At 55.5% G+C, this 15,816-nt stretch carries 27 protein-coding genes; all 27 read left to right on the forward strand.

What is annotated here, in order from left to right; genetic code table 11:
* The first annotated feature begins 1 nt into the window (after position 1).
* The 27 genes from rplN (at position 2) to BED41_RS16090 (ending at position 15,701) form a co-directional block, all read left to right on the forward strand.
* Positions 2 to 370 carry a 50S ribosomal protein L14 gene (gene rplN / locus BED41_RS05130; RefSeq protein WP_066743746.1) on the forward strand — a complete coding sequence of 123 codons (369 nt, stop codon included), beginning with the start codon at positions 2 to 4 and terminating at the stop codon, positions 368 to 370.
* A 13-nt stretch (positions 371 to 383) separates the two neighbouring features.
* Positions 384 to 710 carry a 50S ribosomal protein L24 gene (rplX, locus tag BED41_RS05135; protein ID WP_066743748.1) on the forward strand — a complete coding sequence of 109 codons (327 nt, stop codon included), beginning with the start codon at positions 384 to 386 and terminating at the stop codon, positions 708 to 710.
* Positions 711 to 727: 17 nt separating this feature from the next.
* Positions 728 to 1,270, forward strand: coding sequence for a 50S ribosomal protein L5 (gene rplE, locus BED41_RS05140; protein WP_066743750.1), 543 nt, complete (start codon positions 728 to 730; stop codon positions 1,268 to 1,270).
* Positions 1,271 to 1,283: 13 nt separating this feature from the next.
* Complete coding sequence (locus tag BED41_RS05145) at positions 1,284 to 1,469, forward strand: type Z 30S ribosomal protein S14 (protein ID WP_066743752.1); 186 nt, start codon at positions 1,284 to 1,286, stop codon at positions 1,467 to 1,469.
* A gap of 30 nt (positions 1,470 to 1,499) precedes the next feature.
* The gene (gene rpsH, locus BED41_RS05150; RefSeq protein WP_066743754.1) at positions 1,500 to 1,904 is read left to right on the forward strand and encodes a 30S ribosomal protein S8; all 405 of its coding nucleotides are present in this window, start codon (positions 1,500 to 1,502) and stop codon (positions 1,902 to 1,904) included.
* A 15-nt stretch (positions 1,905 to 1,919) separates the two neighbouring features.
* The gene (rplF, locus tag BED41_RS05155) at positions 1,920 to 2,462 is read left to right on the forward strand and encodes a 50S ribosomal protein L6 (RefSeq protein WP_066743756.1); all 543 of its coding nucleotides are present in this window, start codon (positions 1,920 to 1,922) and stop codon (positions 2,460 to 2,462) included.
* Positions 2,463 to 2,478: 16 nt separating this feature from the next.
* On the forward strand, positions 2,479 to 2,844 hold the full coding sequence (rplR, locus tag BED41_RS05160; protein WP_084002265.1) for a 50S ribosomal protein L18: 366 nt from the start codon (positions 2,479 to 2,481) through the stop codon (positions 2,842 to 2,844).
* A 16-nt stretch (positions 2,845 to 2,860) separates the two neighbouring features.
* Positions 2,861 to 3,379, forward strand: coding sequence for a 30S ribosomal protein S5 (rpsE, locus tag BED41_RS05165; protein ID WP_066743759.1), 519 nt, complete (start codon positions 2,861 to 2,863; stop codon positions 3,377 to 3,379).
* 14 nt (positions 3,380 to 3,393) lie between these two features.
* Positions 3,394 to 3,576, forward strand: a complete 183-nt coding sequence (gene rpmD / locus BED41_RS05170; RefSeq protein ID WP_008711014.1) for a 50S ribosomal protein L30 — start codon at positions 3,394 to 3,396, stop codon at positions 3,574 to 3,576.
* Positions 3,577 to 3,591: 15 nt separating this feature from the next.
* A complete protein-coding gene (gene rplO / locus BED41_RS05175) occupies positions 3,592 to 4,038 on the forward strand; it encodes a 50S ribosomal protein L15 (RefSeq protein ID WP_066743761.1) in 447 nt (148 codons plus the stop codon).
* Entirely contained in the window at positions 4,039 to 5,334 is a 1,296-nt protein-coding gene (gene secY / locus BED41_RS05180) for a preprotein translocase subunit SecY (protein WP_066743763.1), read from the forward strand.
* Between the two features lie 21 nt (positions 5,335 to 5,355).
* Positions 5,356 to 5,997, forward strand: coding sequence for an adenylate kinase (locus tag BED41_RS05185; protein ID WP_066743765.1), 642 nt, complete (start codon positions 5,356 to 5,358; stop codon positions 5,995 to 5,997).
* 12 nt (positions 5,998 to 6,009) lie between these two features.
* A complete protein-coding gene (gene map / locus BED41_RS05190) occupies positions 6,010 to 6,780 on the forward strand; it encodes a type I methionyl aminopeptidase (RefSeq protein WP_066743767.1) in 771 nt (256 codons plus the stop codon).
* Positions 6,771 to 7,115: a KOW domain-containing RNA-binding protein gene (locus BED41_RS05195; protein WP_066743769.1), complete on the forward strand. Its 345-nt coding sequence runs from the start codon at positions 6,771 to 6,773 to the stop codon at positions 7,113 to 7,115. The genes map and BED41_RS05195 overlap by 10 nt, the downstream gene beginning before the upstream one ends.
* Complete coding sequence (infA, locus tag BED41_RS05200; RefSeq protein ID WP_066743771.1) at positions 7,097 to 7,315, forward strand: translation initiation factor IF-1; 219 nt, start codon at positions 7,097 to 7,099, stop codon at positions 7,313 to 7,315. The genes BED41_RS05195 and infA overlap by 19 nt, the downstream gene beginning before the upstream one ends.
* A gap of 52 nt (positions 7,316 to 7,367) precedes the next feature.
* Positions 7,368 to 7,493: a 50S ribosomal protein L36 gene (gene rpmJ, locus BED41_RS16085; RefSeq protein WP_008711021.1), complete on the forward strand. Its 126-nt coding sequence runs from the start codon at positions 7,368 to 7,370 to the stop codon at positions 7,491 to 7,493.
* A 6-nt stretch (positions 7,494 to 7,499) separates the two neighbouring features.
* Positions 7,500 to 7,877: a 30S ribosomal protein S13 gene (rpsM, locus tag BED41_RS05205; protein ID WP_066743773.1), complete on the forward strand. Its 378-nt coding sequence runs from the start codon at positions 7,500 to 7,502 to the stop codon at positions 7,875 to 7,877.
* A 25-nt stretch (positions 7,878 to 7,902) separates the two neighbouring features.
* The gene (rpsK, locus tag BED41_RS05210; protein WP_008711024.1) at positions 7,903 to 8,295 is read left to right on the forward strand and encodes a 30S ribosomal protein S11; all 393 of its coding nucleotides are present in this window, start codon (positions 7,903 to 7,905) and stop codon (positions 8,293 to 8,295) included.
* Positions 8,296 to 8,319: 24 nt separating this feature from the next.
* Entirely contained in the window at positions 8,320 to 8,946 is a 627-nt protein-coding gene (gene rpsD, locus BED41_RS05215) for a 30S ribosomal protein S4 (protein ID WP_066743775.1), read from the forward strand.
* Positions 8,947 to 8,969: 23 nt separating this feature from the next.
* Positions 8,970 to 10,043: a DNA-directed RNA polymerase subunit alpha gene (locus BED41_RS05220; protein WP_066743777.1), complete on the forward strand. Its 1,074-nt coding sequence runs from the start codon at positions 8,970 to 8,972 to the stop codon at positions 10,041 to 10,043.
* Positions 10,044 to 10,046: 3 nt separating this feature from the next.
* On the forward strand, positions 10,047 to 10,400 hold the full coding sequence (gene rplQ / locus BED41_RS05225) for a 50S ribosomal protein L17 (RefSeq protein ID WP_066743779.1): 354 nt from the start codon (positions 10,047 to 10,049) through the stop codon (positions 10,398 to 10,400).
* A 3-nt stretch (positions 10,401 to 10,403) separates the two neighbouring features.
* Positions 10,404 to 11,234: an ATP-binding cassette domain-containing protein gene (locus BED41_RS05230; RefSeq protein WP_066743781.1), complete on the forward strand. Its 831-nt coding sequence runs from the start codon at positions 10,404 to 10,406 to the stop codon at positions 11,232 to 11,234.
* A complete protein-coding gene (locus BED41_RS05235) occupies positions 11,225 to 12,061 on the forward strand; it encodes an ATP-binding cassette domain-containing protein (protein WP_066743787.1) in 837 nt (278 codons plus the stop codon). Before BED41_RS05230 ends, BED41_RS05235 begins: the two co-directional genes overlap by 10 nt.
* Positions 12,062 to 12,109: 48 nt before the next feature.
* On the forward strand, positions 12,110 to 12,922 hold the full coding sequence (locus BED41_RS05240) for an energy-coupling factor transporter transmembrane component T family protein (protein ID WP_066743789.1): 813 nt from the start codon (positions 12,110 to 12,112) through the stop codon (positions 12,920 to 12,922).
* On the forward strand, positions 12,919 to 13,692 hold the full coding sequence (gene truA / locus BED41_RS05245) for a tRNA pseudouridine(38-40) synthase TruA (RefSeq protein ID WP_066743791.1): 774 nt from the start codon (positions 12,919 to 12,921) through the stop codon (positions 13,690 to 13,692). Before BED41_RS05240 ends, truA begins: the two co-directional genes overlap by 4 nt.
* A gap of 538 nt (positions 13,693 to 14,230) precedes the next feature.
* Complete coding sequence (locus BED41_RS05250) at positions 14,231 to 15,274, forward strand: rod shape-determining protein (RefSeq protein ID WP_066743793.1); 1,044 nt, start codon at positions 14,231 to 14,233, stop codon at positions 15,272 to 15,274.
* Positions 15,275 to 15,278: 4 nt separating this feature from the next.
* Positions 15,279 to 15,701: a YkgJ family cysteine cluster protein gene (locus tag BED41_RS16090; protein WP_084002266.1), complete on the forward strand. Its 423-nt coding sequence runs from the start codon at positions 15,279 to 15,281 to the stop codon at positions 15,699 to 15,701.
* Positions 15,702 to 15,816: the final 115 nt, after the last annotated feature.

The following is a 15,816-nucleotide window of genomic DNA, read 5'->3' on the forward strand; positions in this document are numbered from 1 at the left end:
TATGATTCAGCTGCGTACAGTACTTAACGTAGCCGACAATTCCGGCGCAAAGAAAATCCTCTGCGTCCAGGTTAAGGGCGGCAGCTTCCGCAAAGTTGGAACTGTCGGGGATGTCATCGTTGGCGCGGTCCGCGAGGCGGCCCCCAACGCTAACATCAAAAAGGGTGACGTCGTAAAGGCCGTCATCGTCAGGACGAAAAAGGAGATCCGCCGCAAGGACGGTTCTTACGTTCGCTTCGACGACAACGCGGCCGTTGTCATTGACAACAATGGCGACCCCAAAGGAACACGTATATTTGGTCCTGTAGCAAGGGAACTGAGAGAAAAGAAATACATGCGTATAGTCTCTCTGGCGCCCGAAGTAGTGTAGGGGGTAACCTGCCATGTCTAAAATGAGAATCAAAAAGGGAGACCGCGTTCGCGTCATCTCCGGAAAAGACGCCGGCAAAGAGGGAAAGATCCTTAAGAGGAATATCGATAAGGATACGGTCGTAGTGGAAAACGTCAATTTCGTTACCAAGAGCGTCCGTCCGACACAAAAGGATCCCCGCGGCGGGCTTGTCAAGAAAGAGGCCGCTCTTTCTGCGTCAAAGGTAATGCTTGTCTGCCCGAAATGCGGCAAGGCGACGCGCGTCGGACGCGCCTTCCTTGACGATGGCAAGAAGGTCCGTATCTGCAAGCAGTGCGGCGAAATCATCGATAAGGCATAGTGAGGAGGGACAACAGAATGACTCCGCGTCTTTTAACAAAATATTCCGAGGAAGTCCTTCCCCGTCTGAACGAGCAGTTCCAGTATAAGAACGTTATGGAGATCCCGCGTCTCGTCAAAGTCGTCATCAACATCGGCGTCAACGAGGCAAAGCTGGACCAGAAATACATGGACGCCTCGATCAACGAACTGACCATCATCTCCGGTCAGAAGCCGATGATGAAGCGCGCCAAGAAATCCATAGCCGGATTCAAGGTTCGCGAAGGAATGCCCGTTGCGTGTGCGGTTACTCTGAGAAGTGACAGAATGTGGGAGTTCGTCGATCGCCTTTTCAGCATCGCGCTTCCCCGTATCAAGGACTTCCAGGGAATCTCAAAGAGGGGCTTCGACGGCAGAGGTAACTTCAACCTCGGCCTCAAAGAACAGCTTCTCTTCCCTGAGATCGATTACGATAAGGTCATCCGTCAGCGCGGCATGAACATCACGTTCGTGACGACCGCGAAGACCGATGAGGAAGCCCAGGCGCTCTTAAAAGAGCTGGGCATGCCCTTCGCCCGTTAGGAAGGAGAAGCAAATGGCCCGTAAAAGTATGGTGAACAAGGCCAAAGAAGAGCCGAAGTTCAAAGTGAGAAAATACAATCGTTGCCCGATCTGTGGACGCCCCCACGGATACATGCGCAAATTCGATATGTGCCGCTGCTGTTTCCGCAAGCTTGCACGCGAGGGAAAAATCCCTGGCGTTGTCAAGTCGAGCTGGTAGGCACGTGGGCGTAGAAGGGAGGATCCTTTAATGCATATTACCGATCCTGTCGCGGATATGCTCACACGCATCAGAAATGCGAATGTGGTTTACCATGAAATGGTAGATATGCCTCTTTCCAAGATGCGGCTTGAAATGGCCCGCATCCTCAAAGAGGAAGGTTATATCCGTAACTATAAGACGATCACCGACGCGAAGCAGCCGATGCCCATCCTTCGGCTTACCATGAACTATGGACCCCAGAAGGAAAGAGTAATCCAGGGACTTCGCAGAATCAGCAAACCCGGCCGCCGTATCTACGTCGGCAAAGACGAACTTCCCAAGGTAATGGGCGGTTTGGGTATTGCTCTAATCTCAACGTCAGCCGGACTCATGACCGACGCCTCTGCCCGTAAACTCGGACTCGGCGGCGAAGTAGTCTGCTACGTCTGGTAACGGAGGCGCTCGAAGATGTCTAGAATAGGACGCAAAGCGATAGCTCTTCCGAAAGGCGTAGAGGTCAAGATCGACGGACAGCATGTTTTTGTCAAGGGAGCCAAAGGCAGCCTTGAGATGGATGTAATGAACAACATCGCTGTAGCGGTCGAAGATGGGCAGCTTCATGTGACGCGCGCGAACGACGACAAGCCGGTACGCGCCGCGCACGGCATGACGAGAGCCCTTATCAGCAACATGGTGGACGGCGTCAGCAACGGTTTTCAGAAAGTCCTTGAAATCGTCGGCGTCGGCTACCGCGCTCAGATGCAGGGCAAGAACCTTGTACTGAGCCTCGGCTTCTCGCATCCTGTAGAAGTCGTTCCCCCTGCGGGAATTGAGTTCGCCTGCGAGAGCCCCATCAAGATAATCGTTCGCGGCATCGACAAGCAGCTTGTCGGTCAGGTCGCATCGAACATTCGCGGATATCGTCCGCCCGAACCCTACAAGGGCAAGGGAATCAGATATGCCGGCGAATATGTAATCCGCAAGGCCGGTAAGGCCGGCGCCAAGAAGTAAGGCGAGGTGAAGGACGTTGATCAGTAATCGCAGTCGTAACGAAATGCGGGAGCTTCGCCACCGTCGCCTCAGGAGACATCTCTCCGGCACCGGTGAGCGCCCCCGTCTTGCAGTCTTCGGCAGCCTGAAGCACATCTCTGCTCAGGTCATCGACGACGAAAAGGGACATACGCTTGTATCGGCATCGACCATACAGGACAAATTTGACGACGTAAAGGGCACAGGGAACCAGGATGCTGCTAAGGCAGTCGGCAAGCTCATTGCCGAGCGCGCTCTTGCGAACGGAATCACAGAAGTTGTCTTTGACAGAGGCGGCCATGTCTATCACGGCAGAGTAAAGGCCCTTGCCGAAGCAGCCCGCGAAGCCGGTCTGAAGTTCTAAGAGGAGGCGCAATAAAGTGGCGAAAGAGACACAGAATACAAAAACTTATAGCAGCAGAGGCCTTGAACTTTCAGAGCGCATAGTTTCCATCAACCGCGTCAGCAAAGTCGTCAAAGGCGGTAAGCGTTTCCGCTTCAGCGTACTTGTGGTGGTAGGCGACGGCGTGAGCCAGGTCGGTCTCGGAATGGGCAAAGCCAAAGAAATTTCCGTGGCCATGAAAAAAGGTATCGAACATGCGAAGAAAAATATGATCGACCTTAAGAAGACCGGCCACACGCTTCCGCATCCCATCATCGGCAAGTTCGGCGCCGCGGAAGTTCTCATGCGTCCGGCCGCGCCTGGAACTGGCGTTCTCGCCGGTTCGTCGGTGCGTCCGATCATGGAGCTCGGCGGAATCAAAGACGTTATCGCGAAGGTAACCGGAAGAACTTCGAACCCCATCAATATCGCCTATGCGACGATGGATGCGGTCAAGCGCCTCCGTACGCCGGAAGAGATCTACCGTCTCCGTGGCAAAGAGCGCAAGGAAGCCTAGGAGGTATTATAGCTATGGCTAAGCTTCGTATCACATGGAAGAAAAGCACAATAGGCCGTCCTCCGAGTCAGGAGAGAATAATAAAGGCTCTTGGCCTTCACAGGCTCAATGAGACTGTATATCACAACGACAGCCCGCAGATCCGCGGCATGGTCAACAAGATCGGCCACCTGCTGGAATGGTCTGTTGAGGAATAAGGGGGAGGAACTGCCATGAAACTTCATGAACTCTCACCTGTGCCGGGATCGCGCAAAAAGAAAAAGCGCCTTGGACAGGGTCTGGGCAGCGGACAGGGAAAGACGGCGGGAAAGGGCCACAAAGGCCAGAAGGCCCGCAAGAGCCCTGATATCGGAGCCAACTTCGAAGGCGGACAGATGCCGCTCGCGCGCCGTGTTCCTAAGCGCGGCTTCAGCAACTTCCGTTTCGCGGTAAAATATGAGATCGTCAACATCGCCGACCTTGAAGAGCGCTTTGAAGCGGGCGCGGAAGTCACCGCGAAGGAACTTTCCGAACTTCGCCTGATTTCAGACGCCGGCAAGCCTGTCAAAGTTCTCGGCGTTGGCGAGCTCTCAAAGAGCCTTAACGTAAAGGCAAACGCCTACAGTTCATCGGCTGCCAAGAAGATAGAGGCCGCCGGCGGCAAGGCAGAGGTGATATAAATGCTGGATTCCTTCCGGGATACCTTTCGGCTGCCCGATCTGAAGCGCCGCATACTTTTTACGCTTGCAGCGCTCTTCGTCTACCGTTTGGGTGCGCACGTACCCACTCCCGGAGTGGATGCAGCTGCCCTCGGAAAACTTTTTGATCAGGGGTCACTGCTTGGTTTCCTGGACCTCTTTGCGGGAGGAGCACTCAGCCGTTTTTCCATCTTCGCGCTGGGTGTGACCCCCTACATCAACTCAAGCATCGTCATGCAGCTGCTCGCGGTTGTCGTGCCGAGCATTGAGAAGATGCAGAAAGAGGGAGAAGATGGACGCAAAAAGATCGTTCAGTGGACACGTTACGGAACGATCATCTTCGCGTTTATACAGGCAGTAGGTATGACCGGCTGGCTGAAGGGACTCGGGATATACTCGGGCGGCATGCTTGATATTATCCTTGTGTCGCTTACACTCACAACCGGCGCCGTCGCCGTTATGTGGCTTGGTGAAATAATGTCGGACCACGGAATCGGCAACGGTATCTCCCTGCTTATCTTTGCGGGTATAGTGGTAAGGATCCCTGAAGCTATCATCCGTACGGCGTCGTTGGTACGTCTTGGTGAGATGAACGTGCTCGTTATGCTGATCGCCGTCGCGATAATGGTGGCGGTTGTGGCGGGGTGCGTCATGCTCCAGGAGGGACAGCGCCGCCTGCCGGTCCAGTACGCCAAGCGTATGGTCGGAAACAAGATGTACGGCGGACAGTCGAGCTTCATACCGCTCCGCGTCAATACGGCGGGCGTCATCCCGATAATCTTCGCCTCGTCAGTGCTGCTCTTCCCCTACACGATAGCGGGACTTTTCCAGCACAGCATCGCGAGGATGATACAGCAGGCGATGAGCCCGAGCAGCCCATTTTATATGGTGCTCTATGTGCTCCTTATCGTATTCTTCTCATATTTCTATACGGCGGTAGTCTTCAAGCCGGAAGACATCTCGACGAATATGAAGAAGAACGGCGGGTTCATCCTCGGCATTCGCCCCGGTAAACCTACCACCGACTACATAGAGAAGGTAATGGGACGTATCACGCTCGGCGGTTCGATCGCCCTTGCGGTGATCGCGATCATCCCGACAATAATGACGGGTGTAATGCACATCAATACCTTCTATTTTGGCGGTACCGCGGTAATCATCGTCGTCGGCGTAGCGCTTGATACGGTCCATCAGATCGAGGGACAGCTTCTCATGCGCCATTATGAGGGCATCCTCAAGCGCCGCGGCGGTAAGAGCGGCGGTTTGCTAAAACTGTAATCCAAAAGAGGCGAATCGAAAATGAGGATCATTCTTCTTGGAGCGCCGGGAGCCGGCAAAGGCACGCAGGCTGACAGTATTAAGGGCAAATATCCCGTAGCGCATATATCGACGGGCGATATTCTCCGCGCCAATGTCAAGGCGGGGACGGAGCTCGGCAAGAGCGCAAAAGAATATATGGACGCCGGAAAACTCGTGCCTGATGAAGTGATCATTGGCATGATGGAAAAGCGTCTGCTGGAGGCCGACTGCAAAGATGGTTTCCTCCTTGACGGTTTCCCGCGCACGATCGGGCAGGCCGAGGCTCTTGACCTGATGCTCGCGAAACTCGGCATCAAGCTTGACGCGGTGGTCAGCCTTGAGATAGACGATGATACCGTCGTCGGCAGACTTACGGCAAGAAGAGTCTGCAAACAGTGCGGCGAGATCTACAACACAGTACTCAAGCCCGCGGCGAAAGAGGGCGTCTGTGATAAGTGTGGCGGCGAGGTCATTCAGCGTGACGACGACAAAGAAAGCGTCATCCGCAACCGCCTCTCCGTATTCCACGGGCAGACATCCCCGCTCATAGATTACTATGGTAAAAAGGGACTGCTCATTACAGTTGACGCCACCGGCGGCAAAGACGCGGTCCTTAAGATACTTGAGCAGCGGAAAGGCTGAGGCTGTACTTTAATGATCACATTTAAGAGCGATCGCGACATAGCCAAGATGCGCAGGGCGGGTCAGATCGTTGCTGACATTCTCAAATTAATGCGGGAAATGGTCAAGCCGGGAATCGATACCCTGACCCTTGACGAGGCGGCTGAAAATCTGGTAAAAAAAGCAGGTGCGAAGCCCGCCTTCAAAGGGTATAAGGTACCTTGGGTATCGGTCCCCTTTCCAGGCACGATCTGCGCTTCGATAAACGATGAAGTCGTGCACGGAATCCCCTCCAAAAAGAGAATTCTTGAAGAGGGAGATATAATCAGTATCGACACCGGCGCCTCAATCGAGGGCTTCTTCGGAGACGCGGCCTGCACCTATGCGGTGGGGAAGATAAGTGAAGAGCGACAGCGGCTGCTCGACCTTACACTTGAGTCCCTGCACAAAGGCGCCGCCGCGGTCAAACCGGGAGCGACCCTCGGAGACATCGGGTTTGCGGTAGAAAACGTAGTGATCCCCGCCGGCTGCGGTCTTGTGAGAGACTACGCCGGACACGGCATCGGACACCGGCTGCACGAGGCGCCACAGGTTCCCAATTTTGGAAAGCCTGGAAGCGGTATAACCGTCAAACCGCGGATGACCTTTTGCGTAGAGCCGATGGTGATGACCGGGGCCGAAGAGGTAAAGACCCTCTCTGACGGATGGACCGTCGTAACGAAGGATGGAAGCGATGCCGCTCATTTTGAGTACAGCCTCCTCGTAACGGACGACGGCGTGGAGATACTTACGCCATGGGAGTAAACTCCTCCACATATAAAGAGGGGTTCCGCACCGGGGATGTCGTCATCGTGCGCCGCGGTAAATACGCGGGGAAACCATTCGCTGTGATGGGAGCATGTGACGGCAGGATACTGATAGCCAACGGGGCCGAATACACAGCGGCGAGGCCCAAGAAAAAGAATGTTATTCATCTGCAACAAACGCACTATAATCTCGAAGATGTGGCTGGGCGTGTCGCTGGCGGGAAACCTCTGGACAACGGCTGGTTGATGCAGAAAATTTCCAAGCTATTGGAAAACAGCGGCACATCTTGCGAACAGGAGGATGAAGCTGCCGAATGGCCAAAGAAGAAGTAATTGAAGTAAAGGGCAAGGTAGTGGAGCCGCTGCCAAATGCCATGTTCCGCGTTGAGCTGGAAAATGGCCACAAGATACTGGCTCATGTCTCGGGCAAAATGCGCATGCATTTTATCAGGATACTGCCGGGCGATAAAGTTCTTTTGCAACTCTCGCCTTACGACCTGACGCGCGGTAGGATAACATACAGATACAAGTAGGCGAATATCTCGCCATGGATGGAACAAGTACAGTCAAGGAGGTCTGCATTTAATGAAAGTAAGACCGTCGGTCAAACCTATATGTGAATATTGCAGAATTATCAAGCGTCACGGCGTAGTGCGCGTGATCTGCAGCAGAAACCCGCGCCATAAGCAGCGTCAGGGAGCAAGGAGGTAGCAGGGAATGGCTCGTTTAGCCGGTGTTGACCTGCCGCGTGAGAAGAGGATCGAAATAGCCCTTACCTATATTTTTGGTATCGGGCCGGCAGTTGCGAACGATATCATAAAGGTCACGGGGATTGATCCCAACACCCGTGTGAAGGACCTGTCAGAGGAAGAAGAGCAGAAACTTCGCGCTGAAATTGAAGACAACCGCCTGGTAGAAGGTGACCTTCGCCGCGACATAGCGATGAACATCAAGCGTCTCATGGACATAGGCTGCTATCGCGGACTCAGACATCGTCAGGGTCTCCCCGTCAGAGGCCAGAGGACAAAGACGAACGCCCGTACTCGCAAAGGTCCGAAGAGGACTGTCGCGGGCAAAAAGAAAGCCACCAAGTAAGGTGCAACCAGGGAGGGAATAACAGTTGGCCAAACGCGTACAGCGCAGCCGTAAGCGCAAAGAGAAAAAGAACGTCAGCTATGGTGTCGCGCATATCTACTCAACATTCAACAACACCATCGTGACACTTACAGACAAGCAGGGCAACGCCCTTTCATGGGCCTCAGGCGGAAACGTCGGCTTCAAGGGGACCCGTAAGTCGACCCCGTACGCCGCGCAGATGTCGGCGGCACAGGCGGCAAAGGTTGCCCAGGACCACGGAGTAGTGGAAATTGACGTCGTAGTCAAGGGCCCCGGCCCGGGACGTGAATCTGCCATCCGTTCGCTTCAGGCGGCGGGGCTGCAGGTAAACGTAATCCGCGACGCAACGCCGATCCCGCACAACGGATGCCGTCCGCCCAAGCGGCGCCGCGTGTAGTCCTATAAGGAGGTACTTATTAGCATGAGCAGATACACAGGACCTGTCTGCAGGCTCTGCCGCGCAGAGGGCGCCAAGCTCTTTTTGAAGGGAGACCGCTGCTATACAGAAAAGTGCGGACTCACAAAGCGTAACTCAAAGCCCGGCCAGCACGGAACGCGCCGCGGCAAGATGAGCGAATATGGACTTCGTCTCCGTGAGAAGCAGAAGCTTCGCCGCTTCTACGGTATCAACGAGACCCAGTTCAGCACAATATACAAGAAGGCGACCGGGATGTCAGGTCAGACGGGCCATAACTTCCTCCAGCTTCTGGAGCGCCGTCTTGACAACGTCGTATACCGCCTTGGCCTCGGTGTAAGCCGCAGCCAGGCTCGTCAGCTTGTCTGCCATGGACACTTCACCGTCAACGGCCGCAAGCTTGACATCCCCAGCGCGCTCCTCAAGGTCGGAGATGTCGTCGCCGTTGCCGAAGGCAGCCGCGACGTCCCGACGATCAAGCAGAACGCCGAAGCGTCAGCAAGCCGCAGCATTCCCGCGTGGCTTGAATTTAATCCGGAAGCAATGTCAGGCTCGTTAGTCGCAGTACCGGTCCGTGAGCAGATAGACGTACCAGTAAACGAACAGCTTGTTGTTGAATTCTATGCACGTTAGTGAAACGAAAGGTGGGGGAGAATATGGAGCATGATCGTCATGAGATCATAGTACAGGAATCCACCCCGTCGTACGGTAAAATTACCGTTGAGCCTCTTGAAAGAGGCTACGGAGTAACACTGGGCAATTCATTGCGCCGTGTTCTTCTCTCCTCAATTAGTGGGGCGGCGGTCGTCGCCGTGCGCGTTGAGGGAGTCCTGCATGAATTCAGCACAATTCCGGGAGTTAAAGAGGACGTTATCGAACTTCTGGTAAATTTGAAACATATTCCCGTTCGCTGCCATTCAACATCGGTGCGCACCCTTCATCTCGAAGCCAAGGGACCGAAGGCCGTGACGGTGTCGGATATCGATCCAGACAGCGAAGTTGAATTTCCCGATCCGGAGGCGTACATCTGTACGCTTGAAGAGGGACATTCCCTGTCTATGGACATCTACGTCGCCACCGGTACCGGTTACGCGCCGATAGATCGTCCGCGGGCATCCTACCTGCCGGTGGATGCTCTTCAGACAGACGCCCTCTTTTCCCCCGTACAGCGTGTGAAGTACGACATTCAGGATAAACGTATGGGACAGCGTACAGACTACGACAGCCTTACGCTGGAGATCTGGACCAACGGCGTTGTGACTCCTGAGTCCGCAGTCATTCAGGCCAGCCGTATCCTCAAGGGATACTACTCCTCGATTGTGGATTCGCTTGCCGGCCCCGGAACAAGCGCTCTTGATGAGATCATTAAGAACGACGAGGCCTCGCGTGCGGCGGCGATGGGCGGAAACAAGGGCTTTGACGCGCACAGCGGACTCTCCGGCTTCCAGATGGGAGAGAACTCGATCTACTCACGTCCCGTGAGAGACCTTGAGCTTTCGGTGCGCAGTGAAAACTGCCTGCTCCGCGGCGGAGTCCATATGATAGGCGAACTCGTCTCCAGGACGAGGGACGACCTTCTGAAAATCCGCAACCTCGGCAAAATCTCTCTTAAAGAGATCGAGGAGAAACTGGCCAAATTCGACCTTCATCTCAGCGGCGATATCAGCACCCCGCTTGATGATGACGACGAGGATTTGGATGATAACGAACAGAATCTGAAGGAGGAATAACCAATGAGACACCGCATGAACACAAGGCGGTTGGGACGCTGCAGTTCCCATAGGTGGGCCATGCTCGGTAACATGGCTGCCAGTCTCTTCATCGAGGGCAGCATAGTAACGACAGAGACGAGAGCGAAAGAGCTCCGCCGCGTCGCCGAAAAGCTTATCACCAAAGCTAAGTCCGGCACGCTCAGCGACCGCCGTCTCGTGATCGCACGCATCCCTCACAAAGAGGCGGTAATAAAGCTGTTTGACGAACTCGGACCCAAGTATGCCGAGCGCAACGGCGGCTACACAAGAATCGTAAAGATCGGCGCGCGCGTCGGCGACTCCTCTCCGATGGCGGTAATACAGCTGGTTGACTAATATATGGCTCAAGAAAGACAATTCATACTCAAAGGCGCGGAGTTTTGCTATCCGAATGCCTCTGAAAAGATACTCAAGGGTATCGATTTAGAAATCCGCGCCGGAGAGTGGGTTGCGCTTCTTGGTTCAAACGGTTCCGGAAAGTCCACGCTCCTAAAACTTTTAAGCGCCCTGCTGCTCCCCACGCAGGGCCTTTGTTTTGTGGAGGGGCGAAATACCGCCGAGGCTAAGAGCGGCGAACTGCGAGGCGTTTCGGCGATCGTCTTCCAAAACCCTGAAGACCAGATCGTCGCCGCCACCGTGGAAGAGGAGGTCGCCTTCGGCCCGGAAAACCTCGGCTGCCCTTCGGCGGAGATATCGGCGCGGGTCGAAGAGGCGCTGGCGGCGACCGGACTGGCTGAGCGAAGAGAGAGTCTCGTATCATCCCTCTCGGGCGGCCAGAAACAGCGGCTGGCCCTCGCCGGCGCGCTTGCGATGCGTCCGCGGGCGCTCCTGCTCGACGAGGCCATGTCGATGCTCGATCCCCAGTCGCGCCGTGACTTCACGGAAATCATCGCGGCGGAGCACAAAAAAGGGCGAACCATAGTGGAGGTCACTCACAGGCTGGACGAGATCAGGGAGGCGGACAGGGTGGTCGTTCTTGCGGACGGAGTTATCGCGATGGAGATGCCGGCACGGGATTTTTTGCGGAAAAGCGACGCGGAGCTGCGCGCGATGAATCTCAGTAAACCGCCTTTGGAGCGTCTTTACGAACTGCTTGCGGAGCGCGGCCTGATACCGGAGGATACAGAAACCTCCGTCGAAAGCATCGGAGAAAAACTGCTATGCCGCTGACCGTAAAAGAACTCAGCTACACCTACAACAAGGGGCTGCCGACCGAACACCCGGCGCTGCACGAGATCTCCTTTGAAGTCGCCGCCGGAGAGATCGTCTCCGTCCTGGGGCACACGGGAAGCGGAAAATCGACCCTCGCGCAGCATCTCAACGCCCTGATAATACCGCAAAGTGGCACCGTATCCGTCGACGGTATCGATACGTCGGCCGGAACAGCCGCTGCCCGCGAGGCGCGCCGGAAGGTCGGCCTCGTATTCCAGTACCCGGAGGAGCAGATATTTGCCGAAACGGTAGCGGAGGAGATCGCCTTCGCGCCGCGAAACTGGGGGATCGGGGCGGAAGAGATAAAAGAGATCATTCCTAAGGCGGTCAAGGCCGTCGGCCTTGATGAAAAAATACTCTCCGCGTCGCCCTATAACATCTCCGGCGGGCAGAAGCGCAGGGTGGCGATTGCCTCCGTCATTGCGGCGGCTCCCTCATATCTCGTCCTGGACGAGCCGACGGCGGGGCTGGACGGCAGAGCCTCTCTGGAGCTGATCGAGACCCTTAGAAACTTTGCCAAAGAGGGGATGGGTATAATCCATATCACCCACGACATAGAGCTGGCGCTGGAGCTCAGCGCGAAGATACTGGTCCTTGAAGAGGGACGGGCGCTCTCCTGGGCCTCCCCGTGCGAGACCGCGGCGTTGATATGCGAAAAAAATATAAAGGGCCTTGCCGTCCCGGAGGTACTGGCGCTGGCAAAGCGGCTCAAAGCGGTGGGAAAGATAGAGAGCCTCGCCTGGAGCCCTGATGAACTGGTAAAGAGACTCGCTCCGGCGGCGTAAAAAAATATTTGACCCTGCCTGCGGCAGAGAGACTAAACAGGAGAAAAGATGGCAGCCTTTGATAAAATTGCGCTTGGCCAATACATTCCCGCCAAGTCGCCGGTCCACGCGCTCGATCCGCGCGCAAAAATAATTCTTACGATCGCCGTAATGGCCGCGGTCTTCATGACGCACACCCTGACGGCATTCATCATTTGGAGCATACTGCTTTTGTGCCTCACCAGATATTCCCGGATACCGTCGCGTGTCGTCGCCGCGTCGGCCCGTCCCGTCCTTATACTTATTATATTTACCTCGCTGCTGCACCTCTTTCTCACCCCCGGCGACGTCGTCGCCGGTATTGGCCGGTTTACGGTCACAAGACAGGGCATATACCTTGCGCTGACCATGGCGCTGCGTCTTGCCTGCCTCGTTATGTACGCCTCGCTGCTCACCTTCACCACCTCGCCGTCGCAGATATCGGACGGCCTTGAGGGACTGCTTTCGCCGCTGAAACGTATCGGCGTCCCGGCGCACGAAATAGCGATGATGATCACGATAGCGCTGCGCTTTATCCCGACCCTCTTTGAGGAGACGGGGCGGATAATAAAGGCGCAGAAGTCGCGCGGCGCGGAATTTGACGAGGGTGGACTGATGAAACGCGCAAAGGCCTACATTCCCGTGCTCATACCGCTCTTTGTGATCATCTTCCGGCGCGCCGAGAGCCTTGCGGTGGCGATGGAGGCGCGCGGCTACAACGGCGGCGCGGGGCGCACGCGCCTGAAACCGCTGCGTTGGCGGACTTGCGACAGCGCGGCGCTCGCGGTCTTTTTTGCCGTCTCTGCCGCCATCGTCTGCGGAGAGAGGTTCTTTCCGTTATGAACCGCTACGCGGCGGAGGTCAGTTACGACGGCGGCAAATTTTTCGGCTGGCAGATACAGCCGGAGCTGCCCACCGTGCAGCAGGCGCTAGAGGAGGCCATCTCCAAAATAAACGGCCGCCATACGCCGGTTGCGGGCGCCGGACGCACCGATACCGGGGTACACGCGAAGGGGCAGGTCTGCTCATTTGATATGGCCCGCGAATGGGAGCCGCGCCGCCTGCTGCTCGCGGCCAACGCGCACCTGCCGGAGGGAGTCAGCCTCATGAGGGCCGCCGCCGTGCGCGGTGACTTCCATGCCCGCTTCAGCGCCAAAGAGAGGGAATACCGATATTTCATCTGGAACGCGAGCGCCATATACCCGCATATAGTGGGAAAAGTCTGCTGGATAAAGCCGCAGCGTTACGACTGGGGCGCGGCTGCTGCGGCGGCGAAGGAGCTGCTTGGAAGTCACGACTTCAGAAACTTCTGCCGTCTTGAGGGAAACGAACAGAGCACCGTCCGGAAAATTACGAAGATACGCCTCATCGACAGAAGGCCCCTCGTAGTCCTGCAGATAAAGGGAGATGGCTTCCTGCACAATATGGTGCGCATCATCCTCGGCAACCTGGAGATGGCCGCTCTGGGGCAGATAAGCCCGCCGCAGATAAGGGAGCTGCTCAACACGGAAAAAAGCAGCCGCTCCGACGGAGGCCGGACCTTCCCGGCCTGCGGCCTCTACCTGTGGAAAATATCATACGGCGAAAAATTGTGGCAGACGGGCCGCCCGTAAGGCTCTCCCGCAAACTCTTCAGCAAAAAACAGAAGGCAGAAGAGATATAAATAGCGATTTAGCTTATGCCCTATCGATGATAAACGGTATTTTTTTCTTAAAGCCTCCTTCTCTGAGGCGGCCAGAGAGCCGAAATCTTTGATTTCGTGCGATTCGGCTGGTAGTTACATCAGAGGTGTCGGCCGCCAGTTTTTTGGCGGCTGACGGAAGGAGTGTTACTCTGTTTGGCGCGGTAACCGCGCCAAACAAAGCCCGCGGCAAAAGCCGCGGAAGAACATAAGGTCAACACTCCCTCAGTCTCGGCGAAAAAACATCGCCGAGCCAGCTCCCTCAATGAGGGAGCCAAAATCTTTGCTAAATCGTTATTTATCTCTTAATCCACAGATGACCGGCGGGAGGTTAAAAAGGCGGGATTTGTCCTGTTAAGTGTAGTTAAGGCCTCTGCGGATATTCACTTATATGGTAAAATAAATATTTGAGCTGAACCGAAATTTGGCAAAAGAAGACCTCTGTATAGAGAGACAGGGAGGCTGCAAATTTGTGGAATAGAGATATAGGGATAGATTTAGGCACGGCGACGGTGCTGGTGTTCGTCAAGGGCAAGGGCGTGGTGCTGCGCGAACCCTCGGTCGTCGCGATGGACCAGAACACGGGAAAGATTCTCTCTGTCGGCGAAGACGCGAAGATCATGATCGGCAAGACCCCCGGCAACGTGGTGGCCATCCGCCCGCTGCGCGACGGAGTGATCGCCGACTATACGATGACCGAGGTGATGCTGCGCGAATTCCTCAAGAAAACCACCTCCGGTATGGAGCGCATCGTGCGCCACCGCCTGATGATCGGCGTGCCCGCGGGGGCCACCGACGTTGAGCGCCGCGCGGTGCTCGAGGCCGCCCTTGAAGTGGGGGCCAAAGAGGCCTACCTCATAGAGGAGCCGATGGCCGCCGCGATCGGCGCAAATATGCCGGTCGGCGAGGCGGTGGGGAACATGGTGGTCGACATCGGCGGCGGTACGACGGATATCGCGATCGTTTCCCTCGGAGGGCTCGTCGTCTTTGAGTCGCTGCGAGTCGGCGGCGACAAGTTCGACGAGGCGATCGTCCGCTATATGCGCAAGCAGTATAATCTCGCCATCGGCGAGCAGACGGCGGAGGATGTGAAGAAGCAGATCGGCGCCTGCGACCCGACGAAGGCCTCGCCGGACAAGCTGATGGACATTCGCGGACGCGACCTCGTCCAGGGGCTGCCCCGCCAGGTGACGGTAAACAGCGTCGACGTCGCGAAGGCGATCGACGAACCGGTGAGCAGTATCATCGCCGGTATAAAGCGCGTCCTTGAAAAGACGCCGCCGGAGCTCTCCGCCGATGTTATGGACCGTGGCATCATCCTCACGGGAGGCGGAGCCTACCTGCGCGGCCTTGCGGAGCTGATTATGGAAGAGACCGAGATAAACGCTGTGGTCGCCGAATCGGCCGGCGAATGCGTCGCCCTTGGCACCGGCATCGCGCTGGAGTCGCTCGACAAACTGAAGGAGACCGGCGCTGTCTATCTCGCAACGAAAAAGGGTTTCAAGGGCAGATAAAGCCATGCACTATTGGTGGGAGCGCGACGGCATTCGCTTTGAATGTACCGCCTGCGGTCGCTGCTGCGGCGGTGAACCGGGCTCCATCTGGGTGACGCCGGAGGAGCGGTCTAGGATCGCGCGCGAGCTTGGAATAGACGAGACGACCCTGAGAAAGGAATATTTAACGCGCCGCGAGGGAAGGTGCAGTATAAAAGAGATGGAAAATTATGACTGTATTTTCCTCGAACGAAACTCGCGGCGTTGTAAAATTTACAAAGTACGTCCTTTACAGTGCCGTTTGTTTCCCTTCTGGCCCTCTATGCTGCGTGATAAAAAAATTTGGAATTATTACGCCGATTACTGTCCTGGAATGAATAGTGGTAAATATTACTCTCCAGAAATAATTAAAAAATTCTTAAATTTGCCTGCGGCTGAGCTTTTATAAAAAAATTTAATAAATAAATTGGATAATTTTTAGAAATTTATCTTTGTTATACATTAAAAGCGCAAAAAATAAGTCTTAATTGCCTATCGTATTCTGGAAATTAAATCTTGATTTT

The sequence above is a fragment of the Cloacibacillus porcorum genome (assembly GCF_001701045.1).
In the GTDB taxonomy this organism is placed as follows: Bacteria; Synergistota; Synergistia; order Synergistales; family Synergistaceae; genus Cloacibacillus; species Cloacibacillus porcorum.